This window comes from Streptomyces sp. NPDC056296 (genome assembly GCF_042268605.1).
Lineage (GTDB): Bacteria > Actinomycetota > Actinomycetes > Streptomycetales > Streptomycetaceae > Streptomyces.
The window spans coordinates 23,102-37,554 of the sequence record NZ_JBHJRX010000056.1 but is presented as its reverse complement, the minus strand read 5'-3'; the positions used below and the strand labels follow the sequence as shown (position 1 = coordinate 37,554).

The window sequence follows — 14,453 nt, the reverse complement described above, 5'->3', positions numbered from 1 at the left end:
CCGTGTCGTCCTCGTCCTCACCGGTGATCGAAACCGTCCTCGAACAATCCTCCCGCGTTCTGCAGACATATGCGGTGGATCCCGGCCTCGTCGCCGAGCATGCCAATGGCGAGCGTCGTATCACGCAGGGCGGATACGGCGACCGGCAGCTTTTCGAGCTCGTTCAGAACGCGGCCGACGAAATTGCGAACGAACCCGGCGGACGCGTCCATGTGGTCCTCACAGATACCCACCTGTACTGCGCCAACGAAGGAAGTCCGGTCACCCCGGAAGGGGCGGAGACCATCCTCCGAATGAGCATGTCGAAGAAGCGCGGTGGGCAGATCGGACGGTTCGGGGTCGGCGTGAAGTCGGTCCTCGTGGTGACCGACGCTCCGGAATTCTTCAGCCGCACCGGGAGTTTCGGATTCGACCGCGCCTGGTCCTACGAGCAGATCAAGTCCGTGCCCGGTGTGACGGAGCGCTACGGCCCGGAGTTCGACGCCCCCGTCCTGCGGACGGCTCGTACGCTCGACATGCGGGCCGAACGCGCCTCCGACCCCGTACTGGACAAGCTGTTGACCTGGGCGACCACGGTCGTCCGGCTTCCGCTGCTCCCGAAGGCCGACGACCGGCTGGGCATGGACATGCACGGCAATCGCGGCAAGGACCACGGTGAGCCCCGCGAGGAGTTCCCGGTCGGGTTCCAGCTCTTCTCGCCGCACGTCGCCAAGGTTGTACTGGAGGACCACCGCCCCAGGCCCATGGCGCGCCGGACGCTGACCGCCCAGCACTCCGGTGACCTGCACACCGTGACCGAGGAGCGCACAGGGAAGGCGCTCTCCACGGAGCGGTGGCGCGTGTTCACCACCACGCACGAGCCGGGCCTCGCGGCCCGCGCGGACGCCGGAGAACTGCACGACCGGGTCGCGCTCGACCTCTCCTGGGCCGTCCCCGCGCTGGAACGGGACGCCGAGAGCGGCCTGTACGTCAGCCCCCGCTCTCGCGGTCGGGGCAAGTTCTGGTCCTTCTTCCCCACCAAGTACGAGATGTCGCTGAGCGGCATCCTCAACGGGGCGTGGAAGACCAACGAGGACCGACAGAACCTGCTCGACTCCTCCCCGTTCAACCAGGAGATGATCAGGGTGTCGGCGAAGCTGGTCGTCGACTCCCTCCCCGGGCTGGCCCCGGCCGAGGACCCGGCCGCTTACCTCCCCCTGCTGCCCGGTCGTGTCAAGGAGTCCATCAGCTGGGCGGACGAGTTCCTGACCCGGGAGATCTGGACCCGCACCGCCACCAGCCCTTCGCTGCCCGACCAGGACGGTGTCCTGCGTGCCCCGAAGCAACTGCGCATCCACCCCAGGCTGGACAAGGACCTGAAGCAGCTGACGCGATGGCTTCGGATGTGGCACGAGTGCCCCGGACGGCCTTCGAACTGGCTGCACCCGAGCGTCGAAGCCGATGCCCTGCGTTCCGGCAAGGTCGAGCACATCCTCACCGCCGCCGGACACGAGCGGGCCGGGGTCCGTGACTGGCTGGAGGCCCTTGTCGCGAACGGCACCGCCGAGGCGTCGGCGGTGGCCGTCCGCGTCCTGGCCGACATGCTCGAGAAGCGCTCCCCTTACGCCGACGAGGCCCGCAAGGCCCGCGTCGTGCTGACCGAGGAGCACGGGCTCGTCGCCCCGGTCCACGGCAAGGTGTTCCGCCGGGCCGAGCACCAGGACGGGCTACGCGAGTCCACGGTGTACGTCGTCGACGAGCTCGCCCAGGACCCGTCACTGGCGCACGCGCTCAACGTCCTCGGTATCCGCGAGGCCGACGTCGAGGGGCGGTTCGCCAGCGTCCTCGATCAGGGATTCGATCACTACGGGGAGTCGGACTGGGAGCGCTTCTGGGAACTGTTCCGTCAGGCCGGCATCCGTCGACTGGCCCACAAGGTCCTGGAGCGCGTGCCCGACCCGCGCACGACGCTCCGGGTACGGACCGCCGACAAGCACTTCCGGTCGATCGCCGACTGCATGCTGCCCGGCGACGTCGTCGATGCCGAGCGCGACCCGAGTGTCACCGTCGACATGACGTTCCACTCCGACGACGCGTCCTTCTTCTCGCTGATCGGCCTGCGGGAGCGTCCGGCCGGCGGCGTGCAACCGCAGGCCGAGGAGCCCTGGTTCGAGGAGTACCGGGCAGCCGTCCACGCGTCCTATCTGCGCTCGCTGGACAGCCGTGCCCCTCGCCCCGCGCTGAACCGGATGAAGGTCGAGGGCGCCGCGATCGGTGGTCCTCTTCATATCTTCCGCGCCCTGTCCGAGGAGTCCCGCGCCGCTTTCCTGAAGGCGCTGCCCGACGACGCCGTGGTGGACAACTGGACGCGTCAGTTCGGCGCTCAGACCGGCACTCGGCAAGCGGTGACTTCCCCGATCCGCTGGATGCTGCGCAAGTACGGCAGGGTCGCCACCTCCCAGGGGATCAAGCCGCTGACGGAGGCCGTCGGCCCCCAGCTCGCCGCCTACCGCGATGTGCTGCCGGTCGCCGACATCTCTCCCGAGAAGGCCCGCAAGCTGCGGTTGCCGATCACCGTCGATGAGGTTCCCGCCGACCGCTGGGACGCGCTCCTCGACGAGGTGTCCCGCAGCGAGGACGACTCCTTCGTCGGCGCCACCTACGTGATGCTGACCAGGTTCGGGGCGGACTTCCCCGAGGACTCCCTCACCCGCTGTCGGATCGGTGACACCTGGGGCACCCGCCCCGACGACGAGATCACGCTCGCCGTCGGCGCCGCCGAGTACCGGGCCCTGCGTGCCGAGCAGCTCCCCGCCCTGCTCGTGCCGACCGCCGAGGACGCCGAGCTGATGGTCGAGAAGTGGGGCATGCTCCGCTACGCCGACGTGATCAGTCGAGAGACCCGTGAGGTGCCCGAGGGCGACCCTGTCCTCCTCGTCGAGCTGTTCCCCGCCCTACGACAGCGCCTGAACAGCGGCAACCGGAACAGCAAGGTGCAGCGGTGCACGGAGCTGGAGGAGGTCACGCGTACCCCCAACGGCACGCACGCCTCTCCCCTGGACTCCGTGCGCCAGGACAACACGGTCAAGGTCCGTGTGCCGCAGGAGCCCGAGCCGATGCTGCGGCTGATCGACCACGAACTCGGCCTCGGCCTGGGCCCCGCCGGCTGCCGCGCGGTGCTGGAGCACCAGGACCGCATGGCCAAGGACAGCGCCCTGAAGGCAGCGCAGAAGGCCGTGCGCGATGCCGAGGACGTCGTGGCCAAGCTCGAGCTGCTGATCGGCGCGGACGCGCTCAGGGCCGGCCTGCCCGAAGGGCTGATGGACGCCGAGCTGCAGGCGACCGGTGGCGCGGAGCCGTCCGGGCGCCGCATCGCGCAGATGGCGTTCAACGCGCACGGCGACGGGGTGCTCCAGCAGCACGCCCGAGACATCCAGGCGCGCTTCCCCAACGCTCCGGTGGGGTACGGAGGTTCGTCGGCCGCCATCGCGTTCGTCTCCGACTTGCGCCTGCCCGCGACGTTCGCCGGTTCCAGGACTCCCTCGCCGCCTTCCTCCGAGACGATCGAGGGTCCCCGGGACTTCCCCAGGCTCCACGACTACCAGGAGGACTTGGTCCGTAACATCTCCACCCTGCTCGACCGGCTCGCCCCGCAGCGCGGCATGCTGTCCCTGCCCACCGGCGCCGGCAAGACGCGGGTCACCGCCGAGGCAGTGATCCGGTGGGTGAAGCGGGTCGGCGATCTCAAGGGTCCTCTGCTGTGGATCGCGCAGACCGAGGAACTGTGCGAACAAGCGGTGCAGAGCTGGAAGTTCGTCTGGGGAAAGGTCGGCGCCGAGCGACCGCTGACCATCAGCCGCCTGTGGAGCAGCAACGAGGTCGGCAACATCGTCGACCACCCCCACCTGGTGGTCGCCACGGACGCGAAACTGGAGCGGTGCCTGGGCACCGACCAGTACGCGTGGCTGCGCGAGCCCGCACTGGTTATCGTGGACGAGGCACACACCGCGATCTCCAAGCGGTACACGGAGATCCTCGGCCTGATGGGCCTGACCCAGTACGAGACGCATCGGCATCTGCTCGGCCTGACCGCCACCCCGTTCCGCAACACCAACGAGGACGAGACCCGCCGGCTGATCACCCGCTTCGGCAACCGGCGGCTCGACGAGGGCGTCTTCCCCTCCGGCGACCCGTACCGCGACCTGCAGGAGTGGGGGATGCTCGCCGAGGTCGAGCACCGCACGCTCACGGGTGGTCGGATCGAGCTGAGCCAGGACGAGAAGACCCACGCCGATCGCATGGCGATGCTGTCCCGTGCCGCCGAACAACGGCTCGCCGACGACCACGAGCGGAGTCTGCGCATCGTCGAATCGGTGGCCGCGCTGCCGTCGGACTGGCCGACCCTGCTCTTCGCGACCTCCGTCGACCACGCCAAGTATCTGGCGGCCATGCTCAACGACCGAGGTGTCCGGTCCGCCGCCGTGGACTCGACGACCAGTCCGCAGGACCGTCGGACGCGGATCGAGAATTTCAGGAACGGCCGCATCCGTGTGCTCACCAACTACGGTGTTCTCACCCAGGGGTTCGACGCACCCGCGACCCGGGCCGTGGTCGTGGCCCGACCGGTCTACAGCACCAACGTGTACCAGCAGATGATCGGGCGCGGCCTGCGCGGCCCCAGGAACGGCGGCAAGGACACCTGCCTGATCCTGAACGTCGACGACAACATCGCCAACTTCGACACCGCGCTGGCCTTCACCCAGTTCGAGCACCTCTGGAGCCGCACGTGACCGATGTCTACCTCGACAGTCCGCCGCTCACCGCCGAGCAGCGGACCGTGGTCGAGCAGCCCTGGGACGCACGGGTCCTGGTCACCGCGGGGGCCGGCGCCGGGAAGACGCACACGCTGGTGCGTCGACTCGACGCCCTGTGCGGACACGAGGACCCGGACGAGTCGCTGGAGGCCACCGACATCCTGGTACTCACCTTCTCTCGGGCGGCCGCCCGGGAGTTGCGTGAGCGCATCACCCGGCACGGGGATCGGGCGCGCCGGGTGCGCGCCCAGACCTTCGACGCCTGGGCGTACGGCGTGCTCGTCCAGACGTACCCGGACCGGGAGTGGGCCACGACGTCCTTCGACGAGCGGATCAGAGCCGCCGCGGAAGCTGTCGAGGAGGGCGCGCTCGAGTCCGGTGACTCGGTCCCGCCGTCCCATGTGGTGATCGACGAGGTGCAGGACCTGCTGGGCGACCGTCGGGAACTGGTGGAGGCCCTGCTCGACCGCTACCAGGAAACCTGCGGTTTCACCGTGGTCGGTGACGCGGCCCAGTCCGTGTACGGCTTCCAGATCGAGGATCCGGCCGAACGCAACGACGAGACCGGCCGGTTCTTCGAGTGGTTGCGCCGCTCGTACCCGGACGACCTGGTCGAGCTGCGCCTCAGCGAGAACTTCCGGGCCGTCACGCCGGAGGCACGTACCGCGCTGTCGCACGGACCTCGGCTCCAGCGGCTCCGCGACGCGGATGAGGCGGCCACGCTCTACGAGGAACTACGCGACCTCCTCGTGGACCCGGTGAACACACTGGCCGACCTCACCGACGAGTACACCCTGCAGGGTCTGCGGGACCTCGACGACACCTGCGCCATCCTCACCCGCGACAATCGGCAGGCCCTGGTGGTCTCCCGGCTGCTCCACGAGAACGGCATCGGACACCGGCTGCGCCGCCCTCTCGAGGAGCGGCCGGTGCCCTACTGGGTGGCCGAGCTGCTGCGCCGTACCGAGGCGACCGGCCTGTCCGAGGACCGGTTCCGCTCGCTGCTGGAACAGATCCCGCTGGCCCACGAACCGAACGCGGGCGCCTTGTGGACGGTGCTGCGACGCGCGACCCGCTCGCCCGGGCGCACCGCGCTCGACCTGGACCGGCTGCGCCGTCTGGTCGCCGACGGCCGATTCCCCGACGAGGCTGCCGACCCGGAGACGGCGCGGATCGTCGTCTCCACCGTGCACCGGGCCAAGGGGTTGGAGTTCGACAGAGTGATCGTCCTGACCCCGCCGACCGTCGCCGAACTCCACAAGCAGTACGGCACCGAGGTGGACCTTCCCGCCGAGGCCCGCGCCCTGTACGTGGCGATGACCCGCGTCCGACAGGACCTCTACCACGTCCGCTCCCCCGAGTTGCCGATCATCAAGAGGGCGGGGAACCGCGGGACCGGTCGGCGGTTCGTCGGCGGGTGGCGGTCGTACGACAGGTTCGGCGTGGTGGCCGAGGCCGGCGACGTGTGCTGGGACAACCCGCCCGGTCACGCGAGCGAGGCGGTGGCGACCCAGACCTACTTCCTGCACGAGGTCGGCCCCGGGCAGGAAGTGCTGCTGCGCAAGCGTCACGACCTGCCGGTGGGTGAGGCCCAGAGCCCGCCGTACGCCCTGCTGCACCGAGGGCGGGAGATAGGCGAGGCGTCGGAGCGGTTCCGGCAGGAGCTGTTCCGGGTGCAGAAGGTGAGCCGGACCTGGGACCCGTGGTGGCCCGACGAGATCCGCGGCCTGCGGATCGACACCTTGGAAACGGTGACGGGCAGCGTCGCGGCCGGCGCCAACGCGGGCCTCGGCGACCGAGGTGTGTGGACCGTGCCGCGGATCACCGGCATCGGCATGTTTCGACGGGCTGACGACGAAGAGGAGCAGGGCGCATGACGCACGTGGCAGGTCGGCACTCCGAGCACTATCGGGTGCGGGACGAGGAACTCCTCGTGGGACTGCGCAGGGAACTCTTCGGCCCCGCCGAGGACGCGGCACCGGAAGACCGGGGCGAGGTCCTCGCCCAGGACGCGCCGATCGACCGTTACCTGACCGGCGTGCTGTATCCGCGTGCCTCGCGGGAGCGGAGGGTCGAGAACGCCGCCGAGCAGGACGGCATGGACGCGGTGCCTGTTCTTGCCCGGGAGGACGCCGAGGAGTCCGGTGCCGCGCAGGAAGCGGGTGTCTCGGGTGACAAGCGTCCATCCTCCATGGGCCTGACCTTCGCGGTCGCCCCGGCCATAAGCGACACGATCGTGGTCTCGACGCGCGCGGCGGCCTACGAGCCCACCGACGCGGACGGCAACCCGGTCCCGGCCCGCCGTGCCGAGGCCAGGACCGTCGCGGAGCAGCGAGAGCGGTGGCGGCGCAAGGAGCTCCAGCTCCCCGAGAAGAGTATCGACGTGACCGCCCCCACCCCGGGTGAGCTGATCGACCTCGTGCCGGACAAGGTCGCCCTGCACGTCATCGTCCGCCGCCCCGATCCGGTCAGCGGCACGGTCACTGTGACGGTCACGCTGATCAACAGGCAGAAGGTCGGTGAACGGGACCTCCAGGACGCCTTCGCCCTGTTCCAGTGCGGCCTGATCGTCTGGGCCGCCGACGGCTCCAGCGCATTTGTCGAGCGCCCCGCCCAGGACGCCGCCCACGACCCGGAGATCGCCACCAGCCGGCTGCTGCACCGCCATGCCCCGACCTTCGCCATCGGCCACGGCTGCGCCGCCGCCTGGGACTGGGTTCCGTCGCCGATCGGCGTGACCGACACCATCCCCGCCGCCGTGCCCGAGGTACGCAGCGAGTTCGTGCCCAGCGTGGAGGTGCTGCTGACCGACTCCAATCCGGAGATCGACAGCTCGTCGTTGTCGATGCTGGGGCTGGCCGAGAAGCCCGACACCGAGGTTCTCGCCGCCCTGGAGGCACTGGCCACGGGGTACGAGGACTGGATCGCCCGCAAGTGGGCGGAAGCCGACGCACTGGCGGGCGGCCCCCACGAACAGCCCGCCCGGGACCAGGTGGACGCCTGTCGCGAGGCGCTCGGCCGGATCCGCGAGGGCATCGAGCTGCTGCGAGCAAAGCCCGACCTGATGCGGGCGTTCCGGCTCGCCAACCGTGCCATGGCCGACCAGCGGGCCCGCAGCGCCTGGGTGAAGGGCGGACGCATCGGCAGCCCCGACCCGTCCTCCGGACGCTGGCGCCCCTTCCAGATCGCCTTCCTGCTGCTCTGCATGGCCGGTATCGACGACCCCGAGCACGACGACCGGGAGATCTCCGACCTGCTCTGGTTCCCCACCGGTGGTGGCAAGACCGAGGCCTACCTCGGACTGATCGCCCTGACGTCCTTCCTGCGCCGCATCCGCAAGGGCGCGAACGGCGGCGGTGTCACCGTTCTCATGCGCTACACACTGCGGCTGCTCACCCTGCAGCAGTTCGAGCGCGCGGCGATCCTGCTCTGTGCCATGGAGCACATGCGGCCCCACACGCCCGAGCTGGGCGACGAGCCCTTCTCGGTCGGTATGTGGGTGGGACGCTCAGCCACCCCGAACACGCTGGCCGAGGCCGCCGGCAGGCTCGACGAGCTGCGCGCCGACCTCGACAAGCGGCTCGCCACCGAGAACCCCGTCCAGTTGCACGCCTGCCCGTGGTGCGGGACCCGGCTCGACGCCCGGGACTACGAGGTCGACGAGGACGCCAAGCGGATGTACGTCCGCTGCCCCGGCGCGGACTGCGACTTCTCCGGCGGTCTGCCCGTCCACCTGATCGACGAGGCGGTGTACCACGCCCGTCCGACGCTGGTGATCGCCACCGTCGACAAGTTCGCCTCGATGCCGTGGCGTCCCGCGACCTCCGCGCTGTTCAACCGGGACGACCCGGCCGACAGCACTCCTCCCCCGGAGCTGATCGTCCAGGACGAGCTGCACTTGATCTCCGGCCCCCTCGGCACCCTCACCGGCCTTTACGAGACCGCTGTCGACGCGCTGGCCGACCAGCCGAAGGTGATCGCCTCCACGGCGACCATCCGCCGCGCCGCCGACCAGGGCCGCCACCTCTTCGCCCGCGATGTGCGGCAGTTCCCGCCCGCCGGCCTGGACTCCCGCGACTCGTGGTTCGCCGTGGAAACCCCGCGGGAGGAGAAGGCGAGCCGCCGCTACGTCGGCCTCCTCGCTCCCGGCACCAGCCAGTCCACGCTGTTGATCCGCACGTACGCCACGTTGCTGCACCGGGCCATGCACGCGGACACCGACGACAAGGTGCGCGACGCGTACTGGAGTCTCATCGGCTACTTCAACAGCCTGCGGCTCCTCTCGGCGGCCGAACTGCAGGTACACGACGACGTGATGGCCTATCTCGAGCTGCTCGCCGACCGCGAGGGTGTGGCCGTGCGCTCGGTTGCAAACTACTCGGAGCTGACCAGTCGGATCGACGCCAGCGAGATCCCCACGCGCCTCAAGGGCATCGAGAAGAGGCTCCCGGACGAGGACACCGTGGACGTCCTGCTCGCCACCAACATGATCGCGGTGGGCGTGGACGTGGACCGGCTCGGGTTGATGGCCGTGATGGGCCAACCTCAGACGACCGCCGAGTACATTCAGGCAACGAGCCGCGTCGGCCGCGCCCATCCCGGCCTGGTCACCGTCATGCTCAACTCGGCGCGGGCCCGCGACCGCTCGCACTACGAGAATTTCCAGCACTACCACTCGGCCCTCTACCGGGAGGTCGAGTCCACCTCCGTGACCCCGTTCTCCGCCCGCGCGCGAGAACGAGGACTGCACGCGGTGATCGTCGCCCTCGCCCGCACCCTGATCCCGGCCGCCCGCCCGAACGAGGGCGCCGGTCAGATCGAGTCGTACGAGCACATCCTTCGGGACGACATCAAGGACCTTCTCCTGGACCGCGTCCGCGCGGTCACTCCCTCGGAGGCCGAGGCCGTGGAGCAGGGCTTCGACGAGTTCGTCGACTGGTGGTGCCAGGAGGCCGACATCCACGGCGCGTTGCTCTTCGAGCCGAAGCGGGGCAACCGTGCCCCTTCGATCCTGAAGTCGTACGACGACGAGTCCGAGGACCGCGAGGCGTGGCCCACCCTGTGGAGTCTGCGCGACGTCGACGCCGAGTCCGCCCTGTTCATGGAGGGAAACCGATGACCCCGCCTCCCGCCCGCCGCCGTCGGGCCGCGTCGAACGGCACCGCTCCGGCCCACAACCTGCCCCGCCGCGGCACGGTCCGCCGGGCCCAGGCGATCAGCACGTACGGCGTCGGGTCGCTCATCGCCGTGGACCACGAGTCCTTCGTCGTATCGGGCCTGGACGAGGCCGACCGAAGCTGGCGCGGGGACGAGTCGCCCGTCGTCCATGAGCGGCGGCTGGCCCGGCTGCTCGACGTCGACTTCTTCCGGTTGCCGCCGGCGTCCGACGACACCAGCAAGGACGGCGTTCGGGTCCGCCGGTTCCCCTTGATGCACTCGTGTCCGGAGTGCAACGACCTCCAGCCGCACCGCGACTTCTCTCCGCCGGCCGGTCGAAGCGTCTGCGGCACGTGCGAGGTGAACCTCGTTCCCTCCCGGTTCGTCGTCGCCTGCGAGGCCGGGCACCTCGACGAGTTCCCCTACTGGCAGTGGGTGCACCGCTCGCCCGACCGTGATTCCACGAGGATCGGGAAGTGCGGCGGCAGGCTGAGGATGCGCACGACCGGACGCACCGCCTCGCTCCGCTCCATCGTCATCTCCTGCACCTGCGGTCAGGTGCAGGAGGTCTCGATGGAGGGTTCCTTCCGCAGGAACGCGCTGAAGGACCTCCGCCTCACCTGCCGAGGCGCCCGCCCCTGGCTCGGCGCCTCGGCCGCGGACCCTGCGGGATGCGGGCTTCCCTTGCGCACCCTGCAACGCGGTTCGTCGTCGGTGTGGCAGCCGGTGCTGAAGTCGGCGCTCTCGATCCCCCCGTGGAGCAGCGGCCGTGCGGATCCGCTCGCGGGCCACTGGGCCGCGCTGCGCCAGTACGACGACCGCGAGCACATCCGCATCTACCTCCAGGGGGCGTTCCAGGGCGCATGCCCGGTCCCGTTGGACGAGGTCATGGCCCTGCTCGACGCGGAACGCGAGGAGGATCCGCAGGACGACAAGGCGCCCGCCTTCGACCACCGTTACCGCGCCCTCCGCAACAAGGAGTACGAGCGCCTGCGCTCGGGCAACGACGAGAGCGAGCAGTCCCGTGACGAGCAGTTCGTCTGCGAGACGCCGCTCGGTGATCCGGGCGTGCTCCAGCCGCTCGGGATCACCGGACCGATGCTGGTGAAGAAGCTTCGCGAGGTGCGGGCCTTGAAGGCGTTCACCCGCCTCGTCGACGCGGAGTCGACGACCGATGTGAAGGAGATGCCGCTCTCCTCGCAACCTCTGCGCTGGTTGCCCGCGATGGAGGTCCAGGGCGAAGGAGTCTTCCTGCGCCTGGACGAGAGCCGTCTGGACAGCTGGGAGAAGGCACCGGCCGTGGCGGCCCGCGTCGAGCGCATGCGTACCGCTCACCAGCGGGTGCTCGAGCAGCGGGCCGACGACCCGAGCCAGGCCGTGGCGTCCCCGGCGACGCCTCGCATGGTGCTGTTGCACACCTTGGCCCACGTCCTCATCAACGAGTGGAGCCTGGAGGCGGGCTACCCGTCCGCCTCCTTGCGCGAGCGCCTGTACGCCGCGGACGACATGGCCGGGGTGCTCGTCTACACGGCGACGAGCGACTCCGCGGGCAGCCTCGGCGGTCTCGTCGCCCAGGGCGAACCGGAACCCCTGGACCGCGCGGTGCGTTCGGCGGTCCGTCGGGCCGAATGGTGCTCCTCCGACCCGCTCTGCATGGAAGCCGAGGCGGCCGGCTCGACCGGTACGAACCTCGCTGCCTGTCATGCCTGCGTGATGCTCCCCGAGACGAGCTGCGAGCACAACAACATCCTGCTCGACCGCGCACTGCTGGTGGGCACGCCGGACGAACCCGCCTTGGGATTCTTCGCGGCCCTCACCGAGGGCTGACACCTGGCGCCTGGGCCTACCGGCGCGGCTCGAAGATCTCGGCCTCGAACCGCACCTGAGCCCGGTCCAGCACGTCGTCCGCGTCGCGGCCGTACGCACTGAGCCAGTGGAGGAGGTCGGTGATCACGGAGATCGCCGCCTCCTCCCCCTCGGAGATGCCGAGTCTCCCGGACCGTGGTCCGGGCTCGGCTCCATGGGCGCCGTAGAATCCGATCATCGCCTCGACGCGGGTCATCCTGAGACAGCCGTCGTGGCCGCTCACCGGCGGGAGTCCCGTCGCGAGTTCGCACCAGGTGACCTTCCGGTCCGCGCCGAGCTGCACGCCCCACCGATCCGTGATCGCCCCTACGAGAGCCATTCCGCGGCCTCCTTCCGACTCGACGTCCGCGGCCACGAGCGTGGGCAGGGCACGAGTGTCGGGGTCGTGGACCTCGATGCGCAGAGAGGTGCCGTTCAGCTGCACCGCCAGCGTCGTCGGGGTACCGGCGCCCACGTGAGTGATGACATTGGCCACGAGTTCACTCACGCAGAGCTGTGCCTCGTCCACAAGGTCCTGCAGTCCCCACGCTCCGAGACACGCCCGTACGTTCCGTCGTAGCGTCGCCACCTCCTCCTCGAAAGCCGCGAACTCCACAACCCACGACGGCTGCGTCATGCATGCGGTTGCGATCACTTCCGACCTCCCACACTCGTAGGTCCGTGCAGACGCCAGTGCGCCGCGCCGGTCCCGCACCGGTCGTGCTGCTTGCCAGCATGGCCGGCACCCATCCCCCCGTGCAATGTGCACGAAGAGAATCCCACCATCGGGTGATTGGCGGACTGAGCCCTTGGCACAGAGACTGAACGCCGTTCGGACAAAGGGGGCCCAGATGGCCGGATCACCGACGGCACGCCGCCGTCGCCTCTCCATCGAGCTGAAGAAGCTGCGGGAGAAGAACGCATTGACCTGCGCCCAGGTAGGGGCGGCTCTGGACTGGAGCGGTTCCAAGGTCAATCGCATGGAGACAGGCAGCGGGCGCGTGCAGCCGTCCGATGTGGAGGCGCTGTGCCGCTTCTACGAGACCACCGACGAGCTGCGGGAGTTTCTCAAGTCGTTGGCTCGACAAGCCAAGACACGCGGCTGGTGGCAGGCTCACGGGTCGGGAGTGCCCGAGTGGTTCTCCATCTACATCGGCCTCGAACAGGACGCTTCGACGCTCCGGCAGTATCAGTGCGAAGTGCTGCCCGGACTCCTGCAGAGCGAGGCCTACTCCCGCGAGCTCCACACTTGCGGCTCCTACATGCCCCAGGAGGACATCGACCGGGCTGTACGGGTGAGGATGGAGCGTCAGGCGATGCTCAGCGGCCCCGAGGCTCCGGACTGCTGGTTCATCGTGAGCGAGGGCGCCGTGCGCCGAGTCATCGGTGATCGACAATTGATGCGCGCCCAGCTGGAACACGTGCTCGAAGCCATGGAGCAAGCGAGCGTGACGCTTCAAGTGCTCCCCTTCGACGCCGGTACCTGCCCCACGACAGGCCCGTTCACCATGCTGGGGTTTCCCGATCCGGAAGACCCGGACATCGTGTACCGCGACGGCATCACCGATGCGATGTACTTGGAAGGTGAACCTCATGTCCGGGAGTACACCCGGGCGTTCGACGAGTTGCGGGCGTCGGCCCTGAGTCCGCGGCGAACCATTCTGCTGATCAGGAACGTTGTGAAGGAACACACACGGTGAACAACACCTCACACGGCTGTGAGCCTCCACTCACATGGACCAAGTCCTCCTACAGCAACGGCGCGGGGGGTGAATGCGTGGAGTGCGCCCGTGTAGGCGACGTGGTGTTCGTACGTGACACGAAGGTCGGCGACGGACTGGTCGCGGACCTGGGGGCCCAGGCCTGGCTCTCGTTCACACACGCGACAGCGCAGGGTTGGCCGGAGCTTCGTCGAGGCAGCGGAGCGCAGGCATAGCCCGCGACGAGCGGCAACCTGTAGGAGACTCCAGGTAGGACTGAGGAGACCGAGGAGTGGATGATCGTGAGCGCACAGCACGCGGAGACCGGCATTCCCGCACCGCTGCCGTTGAAGACCATCGGTGACATCAGAGCCGCTCTGCGTTCCGGACATGGGTTTCCCGGCGACCGGGAAGCCTTCGAGGCCGATCTGCAGCGCGCCCTGGAGACGTCGACGGAGACGGATCTCAAGGCTGTCGCGGCGGTGATCGTCGATTACCGGGGCAGGATCCGCCTGTACCAGGACCCTGACTTCGACATCGCCCTCCAGGAGGGCATCGACCTCGCGACGCGACTGAAGCGAGAGGCACGAGGCGAGTGACCGGTGTAGTCGCTGCCGTAACAGCGCGAGCGGCCCAACGGGCGAAGGAACTCGGCGCGGAGCAGGCGTTGGAGGCCTTACGACAGGAGCTGGAGCTGGTACCCCGACTCGGAGTACTGCTCGGCCCCTTCCGCCAGGATGGCCTGGAGGTGCGCAAGACGAGGATCGAGCCCGCGGGAGACGTGCCGGGACTCGCCGTGGCCTACGTTTACACGCCGGCGCCTCCGCCTCCGGCGGTCGCGATCACGTCGGTCACTCCGGACGACGGAGTGCCTGAGTAGTCTCGCGAGAGCCGTGGAACAGGTCGCCGACCCAGTGAATCCCGACGACGCTGTGGCACAGCGCCCCAGCTGAGAAGC

8 protein-coding genes are annotated in these 14,453 nt (G+C 69.3%); 7 read left to right on the top strand and 1 reads right to left on the bottom strand.

Going from position 1 to position 14,453, the window contains the following annotated elements; genetic code table 11:
* The first annotated feature begins 2 nt into the window (after window positions 1-2).
* Genes ACFCZF_RS32375 through drmB form a run of 4 tightly spaced genes read left to right on the top strand, consistent with a single transcriptional unit; the run spans window position 3 to window position 11,777 of the window.
* On the top strand, window positions 3-4,769 hold the full coding sequence (locus tag ACFCZF_RS32375; RefSeq protein ID WP_376674663.1) for a DEAD/DEAH box helicase: 4,767 nt from the start codon (window positions 3-5) through the stop codon (window positions 4,767-4,769).
* On the top strand, window positions 4,766-6,670 hold the full coding sequence (locus ACFCZF_RS32370; protein ID WP_376674662.1) for a UvrD-helicase domain-containing protein: 1,905 nt from the start codon (window positions 4,766-4,768) through the stop codon (window positions 6,668-6,670). Before ACFCZF_RS32375 ends, ACFCZF_RS32370 begins: the two co-directional genes overlap by 4 nt.
* The gene (locus ACFCZF_RS32365) at window positions 6,667-9,912 is read left to right on the top strand and encodes a helicase-related protein (RefSeq protein WP_376674661.1); all 3,246 of its coding nucleotides are present in this window, start codon (window positions 6,667-6,669) and stop codon (window positions 9,910-9,912) included. Before ACFCZF_RS32370 ends, ACFCZF_RS32365 begins: the two co-directional genes overlap by 4 nt.
* Window positions 9,909-11,777: a DrmB family protein gene (gene drmB, locus ACFCZF_RS32360; protein WP_376674660.1), complete on the top strand. Its 1,869-nt coding sequence runs from the start codon at window positions 9,909-9,911 to the stop codon at window positions 11,775-11,777. The genes ACFCZF_RS32365 and drmB overlap by 4 nt, the downstream gene beginning before the upstream one ends.
* Before the next feature lie 16 nt (window positions 11,778-11,793).
* Here the strand turns inward: drmB and ACFCZF_RS32355 are convergent, their stop codons facing one another.
* A complete protein-coding gene (locus ACFCZF_RS32355; protein ID WP_376674681.1) occupies window positions 11,794-12,432 on the bottom strand; it encodes an ATP-binding protein in 639 nt (212 codons plus the stop codon).
* A gap of 214 nt (window positions 12,433-12,646) precedes the next feature.
* On the opposite strand from ACFCZF_RS32355, the gene ACFCZF_RS32350 reads away from it, so the two are divergent.
* The 3 genes from ACFCZF_RS32350 (at window position 12,647) to ACFCZF_RS32340 (ending at window position 14,094) form a co-directional block, all read left to right on the top strand.
* Window positions 12,647-13,495, top strand: coding sequence for a helix-turn-helix domain-containing protein (locus ACFCZF_RS32350; RefSeq protein ID WP_376674659.1), 849 nt, complete (start codon window positions 12,647-12,649; stop codon window positions 13,493-13,495).
* On the top strand, window positions 13,492-13,731 hold the full coding sequence (locus tag ACFCZF_RS32345) for a DUF397 domain-containing protein (RefSeq protein ID WP_376674658.1): 240 nt from the start codon (window positions 13,492-13,494) through the stop codon (window positions 13,729-13,731). The genes ACFCZF_RS32350 and ACFCZF_RS32345 overlap by 4 nt, the downstream gene beginning before the upstream one ends.
* Before the next feature lie 66 nt (window positions 13,732-13,797).
* Window positions 13,798-14,094, top strand: a complete 297-nt coding sequence (locus tag ACFCZF_RS32340; protein WP_376674657.1) for a DUF6247 family protein — start codon at window positions 13,798-13,800, stop codon at window positions 14,092-14,094.
* Window positions 14,095-14,453: the final 359 nt, after the last annotated feature.

What these genes read in the sequence shown, in the direction of transcription:
- ACFCZF_RS32365 (WP_376674661.1), top strand. Translation starts at nt 6,667, where the DNA reads ATGACGCACGTGGCAGGTCGGCACTCCGAGCACTATCGGGTGCGGGAC.
- drmB (WP_376674660.1), top strand. Translation starts at nt 9,909, where the DNA reads ATGACCCCGCCTCCCGCCCGCCGCCGTCGGGCCGCGTCGAACGGCACC.
- ACFCZF_RS32350 (WP_376674659.1), top strand. Translation starts at nt 12,647, where the DNA reads ATGGCCGGATCACCGACGGCACGCCGCCGTCGCCTCTCCATCGAGCTG.
- ACFCZF_RS32355 (WP_376674681.1), bottom strand. Translation starts at nt 12,432, where the DNA reads ATGACGCAGCCGTCGTGGGTTGTGGAGTTCGCGGCTTTCGAGGAGGAG.